At 41.4% G+C, this 21,526-nt stretch carries 13 protein-coding genes and 1 pseudogene; 13 read left to right on the forward strand and 1 reads right to left on the reverse strand.

Going from position 1 to position 21,526, the window contains the following annotated elements; all coding sequences use genetic code 11:
- The first annotated feature begins 27 nt into the window (after positions 1-27).
- The 4 genes and pseudogenes from LNTAR_RS14225 to LNTAR_RS25835 all read left to right on the forward strand — a co-directional run bounded on the left by LNTAR_RS14225 (position 28) and on the right by LNTAR_RS25835 (position 7,565).
- The gene (locus LNTAR_RS14225; protein WP_162026403.1) at positions 28-1,443 is read left to right on the forward strand and encodes a rhamnulokinase; all 1,416 of its coding nucleotides are present in this window, start codon (positions 28-30) and stop codon (positions 1,441-1,443) included.
- 433 nt (positions 1,444-1,876) lie between these two features.
- On the forward strand, positions 1,877-3,220 hold the full coding sequence (locus LNTAR_RS14230; protein WP_040914968.1) for an ATP-binding protein: 1,344 nt from the start codon (positions 1,877-1,879) through the stop codon (positions 3,218-3,220).
- 493 nt (positions 3,221-3,713) lie between these two features.
- Entirely contained in the window at positions 3,714-6,224 is a 2,511-nt protein-coding gene (locus LNTAR_RS14235) for a glycoside hydrolase family 38 N-terminal domain-containing protein (RefSeq protein WP_007279417.1), read from the forward strand.
- A 126-nt stretch (positions 6,225-6,350) separates the two neighbouring features.
- A pseudogene (locus LNTAR_RS25835) lies at positions 6,351-7,565 on the forward strand (sulfatase-like hydrolase/transferase).
- 324 nt (positions 7,566-7,889) lie between these two features.
- Here the strand turns inward: LNTAR_RS25835 and LNTAR_RS14245 are convergent.
- Entirely contained in the window at positions 7,890-8,966 is a 1,077-nt protein-coding gene (locus LNTAR_RS14245; protein WP_007279420.1) for a glycoside hydrolase family 71/99 protein, read from the reverse strand.
- 127 nt (positions 8,967-9,093) lie between these two features.
- On the opposite strand from LNTAR_RS14245, the gene LNTAR_RS14250 reads away from it, so the two are divergent.
- From LNTAR_RS14250 to LNTAR_RS14290, 9 genes are all read left to right on the forward strand, one after another.
- A complete protein-coding gene (locus LNTAR_RS14250) occupies positions 9,094-10,419 on the forward strand; it encodes a glycoside hydrolase family 99-like domain-containing protein (protein ID WP_007279421.1) in 1,326 nt (441 codons plus the stop codon).
- A gap of 102 nt (positions 10,420-10,521) precedes the next feature.
- On the forward strand, positions 10,522-11,940 hold the full coding sequence (locus tag LNTAR_RS14255) for an MFS transporter (protein WP_007279422.1): 1,419 nt from the start codon (positions 10,522-10,524) through the stop codon (positions 11,938-11,940).
- The gene (locus tag LNTAR_RS14260) at positions 11,930-13,441 is read left to right on the forward strand and encodes a hypothetical protein (protein ID WP_007279423.1); all 1,512 of its coding nucleotides are present in this window, start codon (positions 11,930-11,932) and stop codon (positions 13,439-13,441) included. The genes LNTAR_RS14255 and LNTAR_RS14260 overlap by 11 nt, the downstream gene beginning before the upstream one ends.
- 78 nt (positions 13,442-13,519) lie before the next feature.
- On the forward strand, positions 13,520-14,632 hold the full coding sequence (locus LNTAR_RS14265) for a GntR family transcriptional regulator (RefSeq protein WP_007279424.1): 1,113 nt from the start codon (positions 13,520-13,522) through the stop codon (positions 14,630-14,632).
- 404 nt (positions 14,633-15,036) lie between these two features.
- Positions 15,037-15,351, forward strand: a complete 315-nt coding sequence (gene rhaM / locus LNTAR_RS14270; protein ID WP_007279425.1) for an L-rhamnose mutarotase — start codon at positions 15,037-15,039, stop codon at positions 15,349-15,351.
- Positions 15,351-17,468 (forward strand): sulfatase family protein, encoded by a 2,118-nt coding sequence (locus tag LNTAR_RS14275; protein WP_007279426.1) that lies wholly within the window; start codon positions 15,351-15,353, stop codon positions 17,466-17,468. Before rhaM ends, LNTAR_RS14275 begins: the two co-directional genes overlap by 1 nt.
- Positions 17,465-18,967 (forward strand): sulfatase, encoded by a 1,503-nt coding sequence (locus LNTAR_RS14280; protein WP_007279427.1) that lies wholly within the window; start codon positions 17,465-17,467, stop codon positions 18,965-18,967. Before LNTAR_RS14275 ends, LNTAR_RS14280 begins: the two co-directional genes overlap by 4 nt.
- A gap of 27 nt (positions 18,968-18,994) precedes the next feature.
- Positions 18,995-20,887 carry a sulfatase-like hydrolase/transferase gene (locus LNTAR_RS14285; protein ID WP_007279428.1) on the forward strand — a complete coding sequence of 631 codons (1,893 nt, stop codon included), beginning with the start codon at positions 18,995-18,997 and terminating at the stop codon, positions 20,885-20,887.
- 31 nt (positions 20,888-20,918) lie between these two features.
- The coding region (locus LNTAR_RS14290) for a sulfatase-like hydrolase/transferase (RefSeq protein WP_007279429.1) at positions 20,919-21,526 on the forward strand (608 nt) is incomplete at its 3' end.

The following is a 21,526-nucleotide window of genomic DNA, read 5'->3' on the forward strand; positions in this document are numbered from 1 at the left end:
ATGTTTAACTCAGCAAATTTTTTATTTATGAAACTAGGACTCATGATGAATTCAGTTGTAATAGCGGTTGATTTAGGAGCTGAGAGTGGGCGCGTGATAGCGGCTGAACTCAATGAACAAGTTAAACTTGTGGAAATGGGACGCTTTCTCAATAAACCACGTTTTAAAGATGGACATTTACGTTGGGATATGGATGCCTTGTGGGCTGGGATCATTGAAGGGCTCAGTACTGCGGCCAAACAATACGGTGATCGCATTGTGAGTATAGCTTGCGACACTTGGGCGGTGGACTATGCCTTATTGGATGCGGATGACAATGTCATTGAAGAAGCTGTTTGTTACCGTGATTCCCGTACTGAAGGAATCGTTGAAGAAGTGGAGGCCAAGTTTGGTGCTAATGTGATCTGGGAGCGCACGGGGATACGCAATCTTCCCTTCAATACCATTTTTCAGTTGTTAGCCTTGCAAAAATCTGATCCTGAAAAATTAAATAAAGCTGATTGGATGCTGACTATACCGGATTATTTGGCGTGGAAGCTCAGCGGAGTTAAGTCTAATGAATGGACCAATGCCAGTTCAACGGGCATCGCTAAGCCCGATGGCTCAGCATGGGATCTTGATCTAATTACTAAGCTTGGTCTTGGTGGTTTGGCTATTTTTGATAAGCCCTTAACTAAGAGTGGGACAGACTTAGCTTGTGTGAGTTCAGAAACCAGTCAATTAACGGGCTTGTCGCCCTCAGTAAAAGTTTTGACTTGTGCGGCTCATGATACGGGCTCTGCCGTTGTGCTGACGCCCCCAGGTGAAGGGCAATTTTTTATTTCATCAGGGACATGGAGTTTGATGGGGATGATTAGTGGCAAAGCTTTGATGAGCCAAGCAGCCAAAGATGCTTTACTCAGCAATGAACTCGCTTGGGATGGTCGAAGCCGTCCCCTAAAAAATATTATGGGGCTTTGGGTTTTACAGAATTGCCGTAGAACATGGAATGAAGAGGGCGGTGCCGCCTGGACTTATCCCGAGTTAGTGGAATTTGCGCGGTCCGCAAAAGATGTAAATTTAGTACTAGATGTGGATGATGAGATCTTTTTTGAGCAGCACAGCAAAGAAAACCCTTACGCCGATCGCGTGATTAAATGGTTTGCTGATCGAGGTGTAGAGCTGACCGATGACGAGGGCAGTATAAGTCGCGCTGTCATGCGAGGGCTCGCTCATGCCTATGGAAAAACCCTCAAGGAATTGGAACAAGTTTCTGGGCAGAAAGCTCAGCAACTTACCATTCTCGGTGGCGGCGGACGCAATCAACTTCTCGTAGAAATGACCCAAGAACTCTGTGATTGCCCCGTTCGTATGGGGGCCTTTGAAGCGACCTCACTTGGCAATGCTGCCATTCAAGCTTACGCATTAGGTTTAATTTCTCGAGAAGCAATAGCCAAGTTATAAAGTTCCGGCACCCAAGGGGAATCAAAAGTTGCGCCTTCCGCAAATTGCCTGTGCTAAAGCTAATGAGACAAGTTCCTTTTCTCAAATTCATTCCCTCATTACTTTAATTGATGATAGCTTATCATCAATAAAGACCGAGTGGTCTGCCGTTGAAGCTCTGTAAAATTAAGTTTTATCTACTAATTCTGGTGAATATCCTTTTATATAAACTCAGTGGCTCTGTGATGAAAGCTTTTGTCTTTCGTATTTATTGGGATAAGCTTTTTTTAGCACCATAAAATTAAACAGCATGTGTTTTAGTGCATTTTTAGAGATAAACACCCTGGATAATGGAACAAAAATATCTAAAAATACCCTATACTTTGTTACAGATAAGCTTGGTTTAGTATCCTTTTTGATATATGTTAAATAGAACACTAAAATGGGAATATCTATGTTTAACAGAACGGTCTGCAGGGAATTGGAACAATGGCGTAAGAGAGCTGACCGAAAACCACTGATTCTTCGTGGGGCACGGCAAGTTGGTAAAACCTCAGCTGTAAATATTTTTTCAGAGTCATTCGATCAATACATATATCTCAACTTGGAAAACAAAGAAGAGCTTGATTTATTTGATCATAAGTTGCCTGTAGATGAATTATTTGAGGCTATTTTATTGACAAAGAATATTGAGGTCAATGGTGGTAGCATGCTGCTTTTTATCGACGAAATTCAGAACTCGCCAGCTGCTATTGCGATTCTACGCTATTTTTTTGAGCACTTGCCCCAGCTGCATGTGGTTGCAGCTGGATCATTACTAGAAACATATATTTCCGCCAGCCATATCAGCTTCCCGGTAGGCAGAGTTGAGTTTCAATTTATGCACCCCTTAACATTTGAGGAGTTTCTTGAAGCAACAGGAGAGAAGGCCGCATTAAATGCTTATTCGACAACTCCGGTTCCACGATTTTCTGTAGCAAAGCTATTTGATTTATTCCACACATACACATTACTTGGTGGTATGCCCGAGGTAATAGCACACTATATCACTAAGCGTTCTATTACTTCTCTTAATTCGACATATCAAAACCTCCTGCTTTCATATATTGATGATGCCGGCAAGTATGCAAAAAATAGTACACTTAATAAAGTCCTTAAGCATGTAATTCAAACAGCCCCTTTTGAAGCTTCTAAACGAATCAAATTGGGAGGGTTTGGGAACTCTAACTATAAAGCAAGAGAAGTGGGTGAAGCAGTCAAAGCTCTAGAAAGTGCAATGCTTGTAAAGCGGCTTTATCCAAGTGTTTCACTTGAACTTCCAATTATACCAGACTTTAAAAAACATCCTAAATTGCAGTTCCTTGACACAGGTCTGGTGAACTATTTCGTTGGATTACAACAGCACTACCTGCTTAAAGAAGATCTGCACGGCTTCTATAAAGGATTGATGGCTGAACATATTGTGGCACAGGAGCTAATAGCGGGACAAACTAATCAACTTCAGAAGCTCTGTTTCTGGGTTCGAGAAAGTGCTCGTTCTAATGCTGAAGTTGATTTTCTCATTCAGCATCGCACAGAGCTTATCCCCATAGAAGTTAAGTCCGGGGCTGTTGGTTCGTTAAAGTCGCTTCATCTTTTCATTGATGAGACTGCTTGCAAGTGTGCTGTGAGATTATCTGCGTCAGGATTAAAGGTGGAAAGCTGTGTAACTCCCAATGGTAAGGAATTTACCTTAATTAATCTACCTTATTTTTTGACTGCAAAAATAACTGATTACCTTGATCTTTACGATGGATAATCGCTAAGGACTGAGCTGAATGGCACTGAGATGAATACATAGCCCCTTTTTTATTCATGGCCCCATGAAAAAGAAAGAAATTTAACCATGAAGTGCATTGAGTGAACTTCAAGGATTTGTGTTTGTAATAATCTTACATCCTCGTAAAGAATTTGTATTCTTAGTCTTACAGCTATTAATGCGGTAGCAATATAGATTGAAAAGTTCTATTACACAAAAGAGGGCAAGTTTATTAGCGAAGAAGCTCAAATCTTCGCATAAAATAACAAGAAAGCTAAGCGCTTTTACTTGACTGCAATTTTTTTACTTTCATTAGACTTAGTCTAAGTCCTTAATTCAGAAAGATTGGTGAGTTGTTAATGAGCCATTTTCTGTATTCATTTGGGCTGAATCCCGTTTTCTTTTTGAAGGTATTAGGGAATTCTTATTGGTATAATTGATATAATGATTTATCTTATAACGCATTTATCAATTATGAATAAGGTTTTTAATTATGTCTGAGCAAGAAAAGAAAAGAATACATTTGGTCTGTAATGCCCATTTAGATCCTGAATGGTTGTGGGAATGGGAAGAGGGAGCGGCTGCGATGCTGGGCACCTTTCGTCAAGCGGCAGAATTTTGTGACGAGTATGAAGGCGAGGCTTTTATTTTTAATCACAACGAAGTGATTCTTTACCGTTGGGTCGAGGAATATGAGCCGGAACTTTTTGTAAAGATTCAGCGTCTCGTCAAAGAGGGTAAGTGGCACATTATGGGAGGCTGGTATTTACAGCCCGACTGCAATATGACTAGTGGTGAATCTTTTGTTCGTCAGATCATGCTGGGACGTCAGTACTTTAAAAATAAATTTGGCAAAGTGCCCACGACCGCAATCAATTTTGATCCCTTTGGCCATACGCGGGGCTTGGTACAGATCTTAGCTAAAAGTGGTTACGATTCCTATATTTTCTGTCGTCCCGAAGAGCGTGAAATGAAACTGGAAGCGATGGACTTTATCTGGGAAGGGTACGATGGCTCACAAGTAATGGCGCACAGAAGCCATGATCTGTATTTATCTTTCTTAGGAAAAGCGAGTAAAAAAGTAGAAGAAGTTAAAGAACTTTGTGCCGATCAAGACGATATGATGGTTCTTTGGGGCGTGGGTAATCACGGTGGTGGAGCTTCTCGTAAGGATTTAGCTATGCTCAAAGATTTGAAGGAAAAGCTGAGCGCTACCCATGAGGTCGTACATTCCACACCTGAGAATTATTTTGAACAGCTCGCAAAACGCAAGGATTCTTTACCCGTTCGTCAAAATGATTTAAATTCAACCTTAGTGGGTTGTTATACAACTCAAATCCGCATTAAGCAAAAGCACCGTCAATTAGAAAATTATTTATTCATGACTGAGAAGATGTCGGTCTTTGCTTGGTCAAAAGGCTTGATGAAATATCCTGAAGATGAATTGCGTGAGGCCATGTATGATTTAGCTAAAGCGGAATTTCACGACATTTTGCCTGGTTCATCCATTGAGGCAGTAGAGGAAGCTGGTTTGCGGGTCATGGACCACGGTTTAGAGATTTTGTCTCGGGTTAAAGCTAGGGCATTCTTTGCACTTGCAAAGGGGCAGCCAAGAGCTAAAGAGGGTGAAACCCCCATATTGATTTACAATCCCCATCCCTTTCCAATCAAGACAGTCGTGGAATGTGAATTTCAGTTAGAAAATCAAAATCGTGAAGATTCCTTTACCGATATTTTTGTTTATCAGAATGATCAGCTTCTGCCTTGTCAGGTAGAGGATGAACAAGCCAATTTACCGCTGGACTGGCGCAAAAAGGTTTCTTTTATCGTTGAGTTAGCACCGACTCAAATGACTCGTGTTGATTGTCGTGAAAAAGTGATTCCTAAACAGCCCAAACCGCCAAAAATTTCGGCAACAGAGAATTATGTTTTTGACAATGGTGAAATGCGAGTTGAGATAAATCCTACAAGTGGTTTGATTGATAGCTACATTGTAGCAGGAAAAGAAATGCTCAAGAAAGGAGGTGCAAAATTTCTTGTTCTTCACGATGATGAAGATGCCTGGGGAACCGATATTTATGAATTTAGAAATGTAATTGGTGAATTCACTTTACTATCGCCTAAACGTGCGGCTAAATTTGCAGGTGTTCATGTAGAGGAACTTCAACCCGTCAGGATTGTTGAAAATGGTAATGCTAGAGTTACCGTCGAAGCTTTATTCGGTTACGGTGATTCTTATATTTGTCAAAGGTACCATTTAGCGCATCAAGGTTCTGAGCTTGAAATGGAGACTCGTGTTCATTGGAATGAAAAACAGCGCTTCCTCAAGATGTCATTAGCTACAGTTGATCAAAAACCTGAATTCTATGGTCAGGTTGCCTATGGCTATGATCGCTTATTCGAAGATGGCCGTGAGTCGGTAGCCCAGCGTTGGATGATCGTTAAGTCTGAACAAGAAGATTCAGCTCTTTCGGTCATTACAGACAGTACTTATGGCTCCGATTTTAAAGATGGTGAGCTACGTGTTTCCATGTTGCGTTCCCCGGCTTATGCGGGCATGAACCTCTTTGGTCGTAAAATCATGAAGCAGGATCGGTATTCGCCAAGAATTGATCAGGGGCACCATATTTATAGAACCTGGCTCAACGCCTCTTCAGCAGAAGGGCGCTTTAAAGAAATCGAAAGAGAGTCTATAGCCCATAACGAAAAGCCCATGGCATTGGCCTTCTTCCCTTCAGGAAAAGGTGATTTAGATACTGAAGGCTTTATTAAATTGAGTGAAGGCACAATTTTAGTCACGGCGATTAAAAAAGCAGAAGAGAGCGACGATATAATTATTCGTCTCTTTGAATCGTCCGGCAATGCTGAAAATTGTATTGTTGACCTGCCGGGGTACAATATTAGTGAAGAGCTGAAATTTGGTCCCTACGAAATTAAAACTTTGAGTCTGAATCCACAAACAAATGAGTTTAAGGAAGTCAGTCTTGTGGAAGTGGAACTTTAAGGAGAAATAAGCATGAATCGTAAATTACTTACATGGGCATCACTCGCCTTGACCCCGTTTTTAGCTTGGTCTCAAGCAGATAAAAAAGAGCGTAAACCCAACGTCATTGTGATTTTAGCCGATGATATGGGCTATGCAGATTTGAGTTGCCAAGGTTCAGTCGATGATGTGCGTACTCCGCATATCGATACTCTGCCACAAAATGGTGTACGCTTTACCGAGGCCTATGTAAGAGCACCACAATGTGGCCCTTCAAGAGCAGGCATCTTGAGTGGTCGTTATCAGAACCGCTTTGGCTTCGAATCTAATGAATGGGCCTATAATCCCGGCATACCACGTTCTGTTCCACTTATGGGGACACGTATGAAGGAGCAGGGCTATGTTACTGGCTACATTGGTAAATAGGGCTTAACAAGTAAAAAACACTCCTACCCTTATAATCGCGGCTTTGATGAAACATATTGGAATCAGGACGGTAATATTTATTGGGCAGATCGTGCTTCAAAGTACAATGTTCAAATGCACCGCGGGCCAGAAAAGATTGAGATGAAAGAATATTCGACCGACGCTTTTGGGCGCGAGGCTATTGAATTTATTGAGCGCAACAAGAAAAAGCCTTTCTTCCTCTTTGTTTCCTATATCACACCTCACGTGCCCATGGAAGCTAAAGAATCGGATCTCAAACGCTTCGAGCACATCAAAGACCCTTTGCGTCGTACGAGTTTAGCGATGATTGCCTGTATGGATGATAATGTAGGACGCATGCTCAAAGTTTTGAAAGATAATAAGCTTGAAAAAGACACCTTGATTTTCTTTATTAGTGATAATGGTGGGTACCCCGGTAATGCTTCACTTTGTACGCCTTATAGTGGGTCTAAGTCTCAGATGCTAGAGGGAGGAATTCACGTGCCTTTTATCATGCAGTGGAAGGGGACAATTCCCCGTGGCAAAGTTTATGGTAAACCGATTATCAGTTTGGATATCAAGCCTACGGCTCTTGTGGCAGCTGGTGCAACAATTAAAGACCAATGGCAACTCGATGGTGTCGACCTCATTCCTTATTTGAATGGGCAAAAGACAAGTGACCCTCACGAGAGCCTCTATTGGCGCTATAATGCCTGGTCAAAAAAGCCAGAACAAAATGGTTGGGCGATTCGCAAGGGAGATTGGATGCTAGTGCGCAATGGTTGGGCAAAGGCTAAGCCGGCTCTCTATAACTTATCAAAAGATAAAGCGCAAAAAAATGATTTATCTAAATCTCAGCCCGAACGCTATGATGAAATGCTCAAAATGTGGCAGCAATGGGATAAAGATAATATTAAGCCTGGAAGTTTAAAATAAGCATAGCTTGGTTATAAACATACAAAAGGCCCTCCCGTCAACGACGGGAGGGCCTTTTGTTTTTTTTGGATGGATATTAATTCCTGGGATTTACATCCCAGGCTAAGTGAAGTATTAGGACTCTGCCATAAAGCAATTCATCCTGTCTTTGCGAAAGCTTGGCGATAATATTTACGATTGACCAGAGTAGAGGGCATGGTGCTGCGCACAAGAGGGAGTTCCGCCCCTCGAACTCCCCGTAAGGACCTGCCGGCCCTTGACCCGGCGACTGAGACTTTGCCGCACTGTATGGATAATTATGAAAATAAATTGCGCGAAGCAGAATTAATTGAAGATTAAATCATGTTCGTTATGAACTTGTTCAGCCTTAAAAATAGCGCTCCATTCTTCTAACTTCATGTATTCAGTTATGTGAGTAGGGGCAATTATACCACCCTCACCAAATTCATTCCAAGCATAGGAATTAAAAGCGGCTTGAATGCTGCCATCAGCAAGGGGCAAGCCGAGATTTGGAAGAGTTAGAAGATCGTTGCGCATGAGTTCAAGTTCTTTACGCCATTCTTCTCGCGTGGGAAAATCAAAACAGGCACGGGTATCTGGCCACGGGCGGGGGGACCAACCAGCGGGCATATAAGGCATGTAGGGAATCGCATCTTTGCTGTGTATTTGGCGAGCCAAACGACAGTGTTCTCCGAGCAGATCATAGGGATAATCCGTATCTTTGGGCTCAAGGTTTGGAAAGTCCATATAGGTACAAGTAAAATCAAAAACATGAGCTATAGGGTTGTCTGCATCAATATGTTGTTCAGTCATTACTCCAGCCCCAATAATGACTTCCATGCCTTTACTGCGAAAGAGTTCTCTGATTGAGTCTAGCTGCTTTTTGCAACGTGCTATATCATTGTTGTTTTGTTGAATAAAGTAATCGGCACCGTGAACTTTAAAGAGGGCTTTACCACCTACCTTTAAGTAAGAGGGGTGAGTAATAATTTTTTCCCAAGCATCAAGGCATTCTTGCCATTGCCAATCCTCGGTGACATCAAAAGGGGGGTGATTACAGAATTCGATAAAAAAGTTAACTCGGTCTGCATTTGGTGAATTAAGGTAATCATCAAAAATGTTGTTGAGTAGACTGCTATGGGGTTCGCGTTCGGCATCTTTTTCGTTGTAATACCACAGGATAGGAAAGAAATCGACGCCGTAATCACCGGCAACTACAAGCTCTTTGTTCAAAGTCTCTTGATTATTGAATTCACCTAAGAGGGGGACTCGTTCAGGAAACTCAGGGCGCCAGTCTTCTCCTTGTTCGATGGCAAATGAATCGGCGTGACGGTGCCATTTGTTGGGGAGGGGCTCCCACCAACCGGCAAAATAATTAACTCCAGCGAGAATAGTTTTCATGTTATTTCCTTAAATAAATTAAAATATCAATTGCCATATAATTATATCAATATATCATTAAGTCAACGAAAAATGAAATGTTTTATTTTAAAAATACAAAATCAATCAAAATAAAAAGGAGTCAGTGGTGCGTTATTTTTTATTGTTTCTTATCTTAAATCTATCTCTCATGGCTAAGGAAATTGAGTTTTCTTCGGATCAACCCTGGCTCGATAAAGATGGATCAATAATCAATGTACCCCTTAGAAGAATCGATGTATCAAAAAAGCAGGCAGGTAAGATTGCAGACAAGGCAAAGTCAGATTGGACTGTAGCGGCATGGAATTTTCCAGCGTGGAACCCAGGTGGTAAGCACTGGCCTGAGTTAGCCAATGGTAAACCTTTGCGTTTGCCTCTACTCTATGATTCACAAGATCCGGAAGTTCGCTATAATGGCATAAGTTATTACCGTTTGTCTGATCCGCGAGTTATGGATTGGCAAATTAAATGGATGCGCGATGCGGGAATTAACTTAGTCATGTTTGATTGGTACCCCTCTGAATCTAAAGTAAAATTTGATAACTCACCTCGTCATCGTCACATTAACGATTCAATTGAAGTAGGCTTTCTACGTAAAGATCAAACAGGTGGTGCGCCGGTAAAAACGAATCCCTATGCTAAAAAAATTGACTTTGTGTGTATGTGGACAAATCATGGTCATGCATGGATTCCGGAAGGTACTATGGAGTATGCCTGTGAGAACTTTCTCAATCAGCCCAATTATTATAAGGTGGATGGTAAGCCCTTGATTATCATTCATGCACCAGCTCTCTTAAGAGAGGAACATGGAGGAGAAGGCGACTCAGACGTGAAGATGGAGAACTTAAAGAAATGGATAAAAAAGCAAAGAGCCATTGCGCTTACTTATGGTCATGAAATCTTTTTGAGCTTAGGAGATATTTTACCTCAGTACTCAAAGGGCTTTAGAGATATTGGTTTTGATGGTTCTTTTAATTATGTAACTCATGCTCGACCAGATTTGGAGAAGCGTTACCCCATAGTTTATAAACAAAAAATTAAAGTAAAGGGTAAAGAACAAATAAGAACAAGGCGCGGTGAAGTTTGGGAAGCGGATTATAAAACTCAGCTCATGCCCTCAATGATTGACCATTGGAACAAGATGTACAAAGTCTGGGGAGACGGTTTTGTACCAACGGTGACGACCCGGGAAGACTTTAGACATTGGGGCCCCCAAGGTCATATGCTTTACTATCACGGTGGTACACCAAAGCTTTATGGTGAATCTTTAAAATTGGCACGCGAGAGTGTAGAAAAAAATAACGGTCGTAAATTTATTACTGTGGGAATATGGAATGAATTCTACGAAGATGCTTATTTAGAACCCGATGTGAAGTATGGTTATGAGTACCTCAAGCAAATTGAGAAAAATTTTCCCGAAACGAGTGCAAAATAAATTGTTTAGAATAAAGCATAAGAATAATTAAATGACATATTGATATATCATAAAAGAAAGGCAATTATAACTTATATAATATAAATTTAAGATGGAGACAAAATGTCGACACATGAAATCAAACGTTTAAAAACCAGTAAATTAGCACTCTATGGTTCTGCTGGTTTGGCGGATACCTTTTTGAGTTTTGGGGTGACCACTTTAGTTATGCCGATTTACAATATTGGCTTGGGAGTTGATGCGGTCTTGTTAGGTTGGGCTCTGGCAGTGCCAAGAGTTATTGACGCGATAACCGATCCCTTAATGGGGACTATATCTGATAATACTCGTAGTCGTTTTGGTCGTCGTCGTCAGTATATTTTTGCTGGAGCGCTACTTTGTGCCTTGTTATTTCCCTTTATCTGGATGGCACCAGCGGGCTCGGAAAATACTATTCTTACTTATTTTGTCATTGCCATGTGTTTACATTCAATATTTTATACAATCTTTAATGTTCCCTATACAGCCTTGGGCTATGAATTAAGCTCGGATTACGATGAGCGGACTCGAATATTTGCCTGGCGCTTCTATTTTGCGACTGCCGCAGGAGTGACCACCCAATGGCTTTATAAACTCGTCCTTATGAGTGGTGAAACAGAAGCAGAAGGGATCAAAGTAGTGAGTTATGTCATTGCCGCTATTGTTCTCTTAGTGGGGATTATTCCGGCAATTTTTTCTCGTGAAGAAAATGTGGTCGTAGAGCAAAAGAAGACTAACTTAATTAAATCTCTTGGCTATTTGATTAAGAACAAGGCCTTTCTCACTCTCATGAGTTCATATCTTATTATTGTGACGACACTCTTTTCTTGCGGTGCACTCACCCTCTATATCAATATTTATTATATTTTTAATGGCGATAAAGATACAGCTGCAACCCTTTCCGGTGTGGCAGGGACAGCAATGATTGCCGCGGCATTTATAGGCATGTTAGTGATTAAGAAAGTATCTGAAAAAACAGGCAAGAAGAGGGCGATGATTATCGCCCTAGTTACGGCACTCTTTGGAACGGGGGTTTCTTGGTTTACACTAACCCCAGCTATGCCTTACCTACAATTAGTTTCGGGCGTAATTCTGGGCATGGGTGTACAGAGTTGTTGGTTGCTGATTAGTTCCTTGATTGGCGATGTGATTGATGACGACGAGCTTCGTAGTGGCTTAAGGCAGGAGGGGATTTACAGTTCGGCATCGGGCTTTGTCTGTAAGTTAGCCTTAGCCTTGACGGCAGTATTCTCGGGTTATGTTTTACAGTTATCTGGCTTCGATGCTAGTGCCGAGACAACTTCTCCAGAAGTGGGCTATAGAATGAAAGTGATTTTTGTTTCACTTCAGGCTATAGGTTTATTGACGGCACTTGGACTTATGTTTATGTTCCCTATAACGAGACAAAAAGCAGAAGAAACGCGTAGAATTCTTGATCAGCGCAAAAAAGACAGTCAAGAAGTGAACGACCAAGTGAATGAAGGAACTGTAAATGAAGCTTAAAAAATATTTTATTGGCCTGGTTTTAACTATTACAAGTTTGCAGGCTAGTTCTGAAAGATCGGTTTTAAAATGGTCGCCCGCTAAAAGTGAAGAACCAAAAGTTTCAGTCGAGGTGCAATGGTTCAAAGATAACGATTACTTATCTAAAGAAAAGCAAGGCATGGGTAAATTACAGCCTTTTAGTGCTGTGATGGATGCTTTTTGCGGAGATAGCAAAGAGCTGCGTCGTGAGTTTAGCGATTGGGTAAAAGACTACCGCTTTCCACTTTTTTATCATCACCCCAAACATCCTAAGCCAGCAAATGATAATGTAGTCGTGACTTGCTTTAGTACACCTTATGAGATTTATCAGTCGAAGTTTATTGAATGGATGAAAGACAAACGTGGCAAGGATGACTTTCTCGTTCCGAATGCGCGTAAAACAAATCCCTACAAAGGTGATTTAGTCGATCCTGTAGTCAAATCACCAAGTGCTGTGACCAAGGAGCTTTTGCAAAAAACCAATGGTTATGTGACCATTGCGGAAAAAGATAAAATCACTTTTATCGGTGATAATCGCGTGAATCCTCTGCGCTGGATTTGTCCGATTAATGAAGTTCATCACCGCGAGCAAGCCTCTTGGGCAATGCGTTTACATTCCGATCCGCAGGGATGGGAGTTGTCAAAAACAATCATGCAGGAAAATCGACAGGAAAAAAAGACTAATCGTCGCTTAGTCCTTAAGTACAAAGTAGCTTTAACGGTTGAAGATGGTCGTGATGAGTTGAAGGAATGGACGATCTATGACTACCTGCAAGAAGGTCAGGCAGGTTTGATTAAACAAATGCGCGAGAATGTTTTTAAGTATGCTGTTAATGGAGAGACTGCTCCTAACGGACGCAAATTAGAATATTTACAGGAAGAATTAGCTTCTCGCTATATGAGAACCCGCTTAGACCCCGTTAATTTTCAACTTGTGGTTGGGTTTAATATGCGCGAACGTGGCGATCGTTACCGCTTAGCGGAGTTCATGTTGGCTTCTTACAATCAGGAAAATGTTTGGGTCCATCCAAAGAATGACGGGAGTAAACATGGACACCTAGGGGTGTATTCCACTGCAAATATGAAATTTAATAAACAAGTTCGAGATGGGGCGTGCTCGGGAAATAGCGCTTGGTGGCGTGCTCCTATAAATGTACTCAATGATGAGGACGTGCAATTTGGTGAAGGTTCAGCTTGGAAGTCTAAGGATAATTATATTGAGATGGATGCACCATCCTTAGAGCGTACCATTTTTGAAGGGGAGATTGATATTACTAAATTTTATCGTCAGTCTCTTAAAGGGAAATACTTCCCAGGCCAACGTGGCTACTGGGTGAAGAACTGGTTAGGTTTTGAAGGTAATGAAACGGCTGCCCCCGAAGAGCACGGAGTGGAATGGGCCTTCTTAATTTTCGAAAATCATGGTCCATTAAAAGTGAAAACCGAAGTTATGCAGTTTGATATAGTCGCTATTGATTAAAACTTGTGGAAATTTTTTCTAGCAAGATATAATATATGATTAAATCAAAAATCTATTTAAAGTAAGAGGGTTCTTATTATGGCCAGTGAGAATAATGTCGCCAATAGCGGTAAACTCAATTTATCGCATCAGGTTTTGCGTCACATCTCGCAAAAGATCAAAGATGGGACTTTGAAAAAAGGCGATAAGCTCCCAACTAATCGTGAGCTCGTCGAAGAACTGGGAGTTTCTATTCTTACAGTTCAGCGCTCTATGAAGCAGCTGGAAGCTCAAGGAGTGGTCAGTTGTCGTCGTCGTTTGGGGACCTTCTTAGAAAACCCTAAAGCGATGAGCAGTCCCAAGATTCAAAGTGGCCTCATCGGTTTATTTACCCCTGAGATTTTTTCAGATTTCCACACTGACTTGCTCATTGAATTAGAAAATAGCATGATGAATGAAGGTAAATTAGTGAGTATTAATTTTACCCATAGTAAGCCTGATCGCGAACTCACTCTTCTTCGTTCTTTAGCTCGTCAGCGTTTAGAGTCCTTGGTTTATTTCACATCTCCCTTAGTCATTATTTCTGAATCTCATTGCCGCAAGGTGAGTGACTGGATCAATCGCTATATTGAAGAAGGCACTTTTGTGCTCTTTGCCGATATTTGCCCACCCGGATTTGAAAGCCGCCTGATTTCTTTGGATAATGAAAAAGCTACTGAAATGCTCACTAATAAGTTGATTCAGCAGGGGCATGAAAAGATTGCCTTTGTAGGGGCAACTCACCTGCCGACAAATGAGGCCCGCTACGATGGTTATAAAATAGCTATGGAAAAAGCCGGTTTAAAGGTCGATCATGAATGCTTTGTGGATGTTCATATTATTGAAAGTAAGGACTGGCAGGACAGAGTGGAAGCTGATGTTCGAATGCTCATGAAAAAGCACCCGGAAATTACCGGTTTTGTAGTGGATAACGGCCCTTCAGCTGTACGTGTTCATAAAGTCATGTCCGAGATAGATGATCTCAAGTTTGAAGTCAAAGACTCCATTGCTTCGCTTTTTGAGGTTGCTGAACCACCCTTTGCGGCCAGTGCCTGGATCCAAATTCCCGGTAGAGAAATGGGCCAGGTCGCCAGTGAATTACTCATGGAAGATCACCCCGCCAATTATGAGCCGGGACATATAAAAATTCGCCCCAAGTTTTGGACCAGCTAATCAATATCTTTAAATTAAACTGTACACGATAAGTTGTGAACTACCTACAGGAATAGCTTGTAGTTCAAACTTCAGTTTGAATGTTTATGCTTAATTCAACAGCCCTGACTACTGACTCTTCAGTAATGTATAATGTCTTGACGCTAAAAATATATTTAGCATAGTTGCTTATAGTGGTTGAATTATATGCTTGTCAAAAAACATCATTTAGTAATATCCATCTAGCTTTAGATGAAAAACGACTCATTTTTGAGTCGTTTTTTTGCTATAGACAAGGTCGTCTAATTCGCGAGCTAGCCGAGTTTTTTAAGTTGCTTAATTACTTTAAAAGATACAAAAAGACTTGATTAAATGAAATATCATTATATCATTTAATTAAGTATAATTTGAGTAAGGTGAAATTTATGACGAGAGTCGGCTTAAAAATGAAGTTAACTCCGGGGGTTGAAGCGGAGTATAAAAAGCGCCATAACGAAATTTGGCCTGAATTAAAACAAAAACTCACAGAATTAGGGGTGTATGATTATGTGATCTATTTAGATCAAGAGACCCATATTTTGTTTGCGTCTTTAAAACTGAAAGAGAATCATAGTGCAGACTCTATACCCGACCAAGAAATTGTAAAAAAATGGTGGGCTTATATGCAAGATATTATGGAAACTAAGGCTGATCATTCCCCTGTGGAAGTCACTCTTCAAGAAGTTTTTTACATGGACTAATGATGAAGTATTTATTTATAATTTTAGCGCTTTTCGCAAACACTATGCTGGCGGCAGACAAAGGTCCCAACATTATTTTTATTTTAACCGATGATCAAAAATACGATGCTATGGGCTTTATGGGCCATTATCCCTTTTTGAAAACGCCAAATATTGATCGTATTCGCAATGAGGGTGTGCATTTTAAAAATAGCTTTGTAACTCTTTCCATGTGTGCACCTGCACGAGCGGGATTTTTGACTGGTACTTATCCACAAGTCAATGGTGTGTGCACCAATGTGGAAGGACGCGAATTTAATCAAAATAAGACTCCGTCTTTCCCACTTTTACTTCAGCGAGCAGGCTATGAAACAGGATTTTTTGGTAAGTGGCATTTGGATCACAGTAATAAACCTCGCTTGGGTTTTGATCGTTGGGTTTCGTTTTCAGGTCAGGGCAAATATAATGGCAATGATCTAAATATAGATGGTAAACTTGTCCATAACCCTGGTTATATTACTGATGAGTTAACAGACTATGCTTTGGACTTTATAGACAAGAATTCTGATAAGCCCTTTTGTGTCTATTTATCTCACAAGGCCGTGCATCAACCCTTTACACCGGCAAAACGTCACTCGTCTTTGTACAAAGGTGAAACAGTCCCCAAGAAAGAGAGTTTCTTTGATAATTTAAAGGATAAACCCAAGTGGCAGCGGGTCAATCTACCACCGGAAAAGCTGTATCGTTTGAGGTATAATAATACTCACGAAACTCCTGCAGTTAAGACCCCACGTCCTTACACCAAAGAAAATGGCTCACACCCCCACACTAAAGATTATCTCCGTGCTATTGCTGCAGTTGATGAGGGGATTGGAAAAATTTATGCACTTCTTGAGAACAAGAAGATATTAGATAATACAGTCATTATTTTTGCTGGTGATAATGGTTACCTTCTCGGTGAGCACCAACGAGGTGATAAACGAGTCCATTATAATGAGTCCATGCGCATCCCGCTAATTATGCGTTATCCCGCAAAAATACCGGCAGATTCTACCCTTGATCAAATGGTTCTCAATATTGATGTGGCGCCAACAATTCTCGATATTGCCGGAGTGAAAGCACCTGAAATTATGCAGGGTGAATCCTGTATGCCCCTTTTTGATAAGAGTAAAAAAACGCCTTGGCGAGATGCTTACCTCTTTACTTACTGGCGCGATCTTATTCCCACATTGCCGCGCATTGTTGCGGTTCGTACGGATCGTTATGTCTACACGACTTACCCTGATATAGATGATGTGAACGAACTCTATGATTTAGAAAATGATCCCCATGAAATGAGGAATTTAGCCACATCTCCCGAACATGCGGAGATTGTTAAAGCTATGGAACAAAAGATAGAAGAATTAAAGAAAGAGACCAAGTACAAGAAAATCGTTCCTAGGCCTCGGCCAGAACCCCAATGGGGAGTGCAGGAAGGCCTAATTTGTGACCTTGAGTTTAAGCAGGGCTTAAATTCAAAAGATCAGTCAGTTATTGCTAACAAAGTCAAAATCAATAATGGCCAAATTGTCGATGGCTTAAATGCTAAGGCTTTGCGTTTTGGCGATGATACATCAGTCAGTTTTTCCTGGCATAAAGAAGTAACGCCTGATAAGGGCAGTTATGTGATCGAGACTCTAGTGCGCCCCAGTTCAGATGGGGTGATTTGCGCACAAGGCAATGATTATCGTGGTCTAATGTTATTCATTGAGGATGGTTGTCCCGGTTTGATGATGAAGGAATACAAGTTTCGCATGCAATTTATCGATGCCCAAAAGTCATTTATGAATCAATGGGTTCACCTTGTGGCTCATGTGGAGCAATACCACAACAAAATTTCCTTTTGGGTCAATGGAAAACGCATTGCCAAAGAACAAATGATGTGGCCGATTCACGGTGTCCATAAGGGGATTGGTGGTTTGACTTTAGGAGCTGATCCATCTGGTAAAATTGATCCTAAAGAAATTTCTCCTCTTAAATTTCATGGCGACATGCAATATTTTAAGATTTATCGTCAAAAAGACTTGAGTTCAATTGTGGCCAAGGCCCAAAAACTGGCTCTTAACTATCAAAATGGTAAGGAACGTATTCAAAAATGAAATTAATACTTAGATCATTCATTCTTCTTTTTAGCCTAAGTACCCTTAATGCTAAAGAAATGCCCCCAAATATCGTTTTTATTTTAGCCGATGACCTGGGGTGGGCTGATCCCTCTTGTTACGGGAGTACTTTTCACGAGACTCCACACATAGATAGCTTGGCCAAGCGGGGAGTGAAATTGAGTAACTTTCACTCGACTTCACCCGTTTGTTCTCCCGCCCGAGCCAGTTTAATGACGGGCTTATATGCCGAGCGCTTAGGGATGACTCAGCCTGCTTGTCATATTAATTTAGTATCTTTAAAAGCTCATACACCTGATAAGGGCTGGCCTCATCAAAAAGTTATCAGTCCCAAAAGTACAACTCGTTTAGATACGGTCTTCCCCACCTATGCAAAAGTTTTAAAAGCTCAGGGTTATGTAACGGGACACTATGGTAAATGGCATCTAGGTCACGAACCTTATACGCCCCTTGAACACGGCTTTGATGTGGATGTGCCCCATACCAAATCTCATGGTCCCAAAGGAAGTTATTTTGGTCCCAAAAAATACAGCGATAGCTTCACGCTTAAAAAGGGGGAACACTTAGAAGATCGCATGGGCCAAGAAGCGATCGAGTTCATCAAAGAAAATAAAGATCGTCCTTTCCTCTTAAATTATTGGGCTTTTTCAGTTCATTCACCCATGTTCGCCAAGCTTGATTTGTTAGATAAATACCGTAAAAAAGCAACTAAACTTCCAACTGATGCCCAACAACGCAATCCGATTTTTGCAGGTATGATCGAAACCTTTGATGATAATGTAGGGCTTTTACTCAAAGCGATTGATGAAGCTGGTATTGCCGATCGAACCATCATTGTTCTCAGCAGTGATAATGGTGGAACTATTGAATCTGCCTATACCCATGAAGCGTATTGGGGCAATGGTACAGTGGAAGAAATTGTCGATATCCCCGCCACCAGTAATTACCCCTTAAAAAGTGGTAAAGGAACGATTCACGATGGTGGTACCGCAGTTCCGTTTATTGTTGTTTGGCCGGGTAAAATTAAAGCAGGAACAAAAAGTGATAGCTACTTTTCGGGTGTGGATGTCTTTCCGACATTTGTAGAAATGGCAGGAGCGAAAATGCCCAGTGGAGTAGCAATTGATGGGGTATCGCAAGTCCCAGCCCTGATAACAGGTGAAGAAGTGCGCGATACGCTCTATGGTTACTGGCCCAATTACTTGGTCGAGAGGAACGGCTCCATTCCCTCTGCTTGGATTCGTCATGGCGACTACAAGTTAGTATCTTACTTTTTTGATGGTAAAAATAACAAGCATCGCTACGAACTTTTTGATATTAAAAATGACATAGGTGAAAATCATAATATAGCAGCACAAAATCCCGAACGAGTGGCAAAACTAAGTGCGATGCTAAAGCAGCATTTTGTCGAAACCGAGGCGGTACTTCCCAAACTTAATCCCAATTACGATCCGCAGGCAAAAGCGCCGCAAAAGTAGTTATTAACTTAATTAAGGTACAGACTTATGATTTCGAAAAAAATATCTCTTGTAGTGATTTTTCTCAGCGCATTTTCACTCTTTGCTGAAGCTAAGCCCCCCAATATTATTTTTATGCTAGCGGATGATTTAGGCTACGGAGATCTAAGTTCTTATAACCCCAATGCAGAAGGCGAGGCCCCTAATAATACTCCCATTAGAACTCCTACTCTCGATAGCATGGCAAAGAATGGTGTTCGTTACACAGATTTTCACTCGGCAGCTCCTATTTGTTCGCCTGCCCGTCGTGCTTTATTGACTGCGCGTTACCCGAGTCGCCTAGGTGAATGGGCAGAAGCGTATCGTGGTTCACCAGATGGGGTGGTGGCAAAAAATGATCCAACGATTGCTATGTGGCTTAAGGAAGCTGGTTACGCAACGGCTGCTTATGGCAAATGGAATATTGGCGAAAGCAAAGATGTTTCTTGGCCAGGGGCTCACGGCTTTGATGATTGGTTAATTATCGATCATAATACGGGCTACTTTCAACATAAAAATGCCAATAAAGATTGCGAAGGTCGCCCCATGCTCTTTGAAACTGGCGGAGAGCGGGTAACAAATCTTGAAGGGCAATATTTGACCGATATTTGGACTGATAAAGCAATTGATTTTATCCAAGAAACGAAAGATCAACCCTTCTTTATTTACCTACCATGGTCAATTCCCCATACGCCATTACAGGATCCTGCGTCTGACCCATCGCTTGCTTTTGATGCTGGAGCTAAACCCAAAACGGTAGAGGGAAGAGAAGTTTATGTCAAAATGGTGGAATACCTAGATTCACATATCGCTAGAATTTTTAAAAGTCTAAAAGAGCAGGGCAAATATGACAATACTTTGATCATCTTTACCTCAGATAATGGCGGCATGGTTTCTGCGAATTGCTGGCCTTTAAAAAAGACTAAGCAGCACTTGGAAGAGGGAGGAATACGCGTTCCTTTTCTCATGCAGTGGCCCAGTAAAATTAAAGCTGGAACAGTCGATCAAAGAGCGGCTATCATGATGGATGCATCCGTTACGGTTCTAGCTGCCGCTGATGCCATGAAATATGTTCCCAAAGATCGCGAACTAGATGGTGTGAACCTCTTTGCTAATAAGGAGGAAAATCGTGAGTTTGGCTGGCGTCGCCGCGATTGGGGATGGCAGGGTAATTACCTTCGTCAGGAAGCCTACCGTTCTGGTGATTGGAAGTTGATTCGTTCTTATCAATACCTCGGCAACAAAAAATGGTCGGCGGAATACAAAGAGGAGCTCTATAAGCTTAGTGATGATCTTGGCGAAAAAAATAATTTAAAAAAATCCATGCCAGAGAAACATGCAGAGATGGTGAAATCCTTTGATGAATGGAAAGCTCAGGTCGTAGAGCAAGAGCCTTCTTTTTGGCCAGAGCATGCCGATCAATTGGGTTCTGGTGCACCTAGTCAATCAAAGGAGATGGTCATTTTTGATTTCAAAAAAGGCAAGGGCAACTCACGTCTTCACAAAGCACAAAATAAAGACAAGATCCTTGATGTGAAATATGGTGCTTCGGGCTTAAGCCTTACTCTAATGGGAGGAATGACAGGTGTAGCACCCATCTTATACAAGAATAGTGCTATCGATACCCAAAAGTACTCAAAAGCTCTATTGCGGATGAAGGTGATTACGCAAGCCGGTACCGACTTGGGCCTTGCGAAGATCGTTGTTCGTCATAGTGAGTGGAAGGGAAAGGATGTGCCTTTTGACTTTAAAGCTGATGGTCAGTGGCATGATTATGAGGTAGATCTTAGTCAATCAAGTGCTTGGAATTCCTACACAGATCAAGGACGCATTGGCCTGCTTTTACCTGTTGTTAAAACAGGTCAGGTGAAAGTCGAAGTTGATTACCTAAAGCTTAAATAATTTCCGTTTTAATAATTTATGAGCTTTATATATGAAGAATAATTATCCATTTCAGTTCATCCTTTTTGTATTTGTTTTTGCTCTTTTCGCAAAAGCTGAACAAAGACCAAATTTTGTTTTTATCTTTGCTGATGATTTTGGCTATGGCGACCTAGCGAGTTATGGTCACCCTTATGTAAAATCACCGAATATCGATAAACTGGCGAGTCAGGGAAGGCGCTTTACTCAGGCTTATGCAGCAGGTGCAACCTGTAATCCTAGTCGCACAGGTATTATGACTGGGATCAGCAACGCACGTTTTGAAAAGCGTACTGATGATTTTGACTTCGGTGATAAAATCACTGTGACCGAGCTTTTGAAAAAAAGCGGCTATGCCACAGGCCACTTCGGTAAGTGGCATATTGGCATGGATCGCAGCAACGGCGTTTATGGCATTGATGTTAATGACTCTGGTGGAATTCCGGTGCGAGATTCTCCCAAGGGTCGTGATACACCTATTTTTGATGCGGCTATCGACTTTATCAAGCAGCACAAAGACAAGCCTTTTTATGTGAATATTTGGGGCTTCACCACTCATTCTCCAGTTATCTCCGCTCAAAATTATTTGGATGAATTTAAGGATTTAAAAGTCGACAAGAG

Origin of the sequence: Lentisphaera araneosa HTCC2155 (genome assembly GCF_000170755.1) — a bacterium.
GTDB classification, from domain to species: domain Bacteria; phylum Verrucomicrobiota; class Lentisphaeria; order Lentisphaerales; family Lentisphaeraceae; genus Lentisphaera; species Lentisphaera araneosa.